The sequence below is a fragment of the Alitiscatomonas aceti genome (assembly GCF_025567195.1).
Classification (GTDB): domain Bacteria; phylum Bacillota; class Clostridia; order Lachnospirales; family Lachnospiraceae; genus Alitiscatomonas; species Alitiscatomonas aceti.
Window position 1 is genome coordinate 1 of sequence record NZ_JAOQJF010000073.1, and the last position, 2,204, is coordinate 2,204.

The following is a 2,204-nucleotide window of genomic DNA, read 5'->3' on the forward strand; positions in this document are numbered from 1 at the left end:
AAAAAAAGCCCCAAAAGGGCATTGAAAATTTGCTGTAAATAAAGGAAAAATCGAGATGCAGGAAAAGAGATAAAAAAATGACGAGAAGAAAACGACGGAACTTTCCTAGTACTACGACGGAAAACGGGAATGGGTGTAGAACCGGTTGCCAGGCCCAGAACGCAGTCCGGACGACGGATCACCTCAGCAGAAATAATGTTCGCTGCACGACGGCTCATGGCGTCGTAGTCCTTTTCACGGTATATTCTCATAATTTTTCAGTCTCCTTTCCTTATACATACTCCATCCCTATACAGGATGTTTTTCATAAAGGATTGTATCACATTTTTACCCCTGTGTCATCAGAAACAGGCCGGCACTTTCATAACAATTCTAAACCTCACATTTTCTTATGAAGCCAGTGACAAGCACGTCCCATTATGTTATAATTATATCATAGTCGGAAATTATGTAGTTTAGGAGGGTTCTATCTTATGAATTGTTACGGAGTTTCTGTAAATTTAAAAAATATCCCGGAACTGGATCCGGAGTTCACTCCCCTTTTAAAATTCAATGAAGCGTTTCTGAAAGACGCCACAAAGCCCGTATCCATCGCAGTGGAAAGGGCTGACGGCCAGATGGCTGCCTGCCATACAAAGATCCATAAAGAAGCGGAAATGACCCAGGCGAACCATTATTACATTGACCGCCTGGTAAAGACCATGATCTGGCTTCAGGGCGGCTTCCGTGTTTATGTAAATGATAAAGATCTTTATGACTACTTAAGCAGCGTTTACTGCAAAGGCGGAGCCCGTGAATTCGACTGGGATTTCATGTCCCATATCTATGAGCATGAATTTGAGATCGTGTTCACAGAACAGGTTCCTGAGACCAAAAACGCCCCCATTGCCATGGGAGGACACCTGGAAGGCTGCCGCATCGGCTTTGATGCCGGCGGATCCGACCGTAAGGTTTCTGCAGTGATCGACGGAGAGACTGTATTCTCTGAGGAAGTCGTATGGTTCCCGAAGGTTACCGAGGATCCCCAGTATCACTACGACGGGATCGTAGCTGCCTTCAAATCTGCCGCAGAGCATATGCCGCGGGTGGATGCAGTGGGTATCTCCTCTGCCGGAATCTTCATCAACAACCGTACCATGAGCGCATCCCTGTTCCTCAGCGTTCCCAAGGACCTTTATGAGTCCAAGGTAAAGGATATCTACATTCGTGCCGTAAAGGATACCTTCGGCGATATCCCCTATGCCGTAGCCAACGACGGGGATGTTTCCGCCCTGGCCGGAACCATGAGCTTAAAGGACAACAATGTCCTGGGTATTGCCATGGGCACCAGCGAGGCAGTAGGCTACGTAGACGAGGAAGGCCGCATTACAGGCTGGCTCAATGAGCTTGCGTTCGTTCCGGTGGATGCGAACCCCAACGCCATGATCGATGAATGGGCCGGTGATATCGGCTGCGGCGTGAAATACTTCTCCCAGGACGGCGTGATCAAACTGGCTCCCAGAGCCGGAATCCAGCTGGATGAGTCTGCATCTCCGGCTGAAAAGCTGAAAGCTGTCCAGAAGCTGATGGCTGAAGACGATCCCAGGGCAGCAAAGGTTTATGAGTCCATCGGCTGCTATCTGGGCCATACCCTGGCTTATTACTACCAGACCTATGGATTCCGCTATGTGCTCCTGTTAGGCCGTGTAATGAGCGGTAAGGGCGGAGACATCCTGATGGAAACCTGTGACCGCGTTCTGAAGGACGAGTATCCAGAGATCGCCGATAAGTTCCAGTTAAAGCTGCCGGATGAATACTTCCGTCGTGTCGGCCAGTCCATGGCTGTGGCAAGCCTTCCGCAGATCGGCTAAACGGATCCTAAGATCCCATAATAAATAAACGGGGATGCTGTAAAAGCAGGCCTGGGATTCTTCCTTTATCCCTTGCCTTTACGGCATCCCCATTTTCATTTCTATTCATATTCTTTCCACGATATCCAGATTCGTTCCTGCATTTAAACGTAGCTTCCCCAGATCCACAGTTCTATCGTTTTCCATGAAATAATTTTCTATAAAACAAAAAAGACCAGAACCATCGTTCTGATCTTCATCTCTATACCTTCAAAACCACATACTGAACTTCCGAAACCTTTAAACAGCCTTTCTGGATAAGCCCTCGACCGATTAGTGACAGTCAGCTCCGTACATTGCTGCACTTCCACCTCT

General features: G+C 48.0%; 2 protein-coding genes. One reads left to right on the top strand and one right to left on the bottom strand.

From position 1 onward, the window contains the following. Nucleotides 1–251 (bottom strand): 6-phosphogluconolactonase (locus OCV69_RS16480; protein WP_331485799.1); only part of this gene is annotated, 251 nt, incomplete at its 3' end. A gap of 222 nt (nt 252–473) precedes the next feature. Here OCV69_RS16480 and OCV69_RS16485 point away from each other — a divergent pair. Further along, nucleotides 474–1,850: an ROK family protein gene (locus OCV69_RS16485; protein WP_158360311.1), complete on the top strand. Its 1,377-nt coding sequence runs from the start codon at nt 474–476 to the stop codon at nt 1,848–1,850. Nucleotides 1,851–2,204: the final 354 nt, after the last annotated feature.

What these genes read in the sequence shown, in the direction of transcription:
- OCV69_RS16485 (WP_158360311.1), top strand. Translation starts at nt 474, where the DNA reads ATGAATTGTTACGGAGTTTCTGTAAATTTAAAAAATATCCCGGAACTG.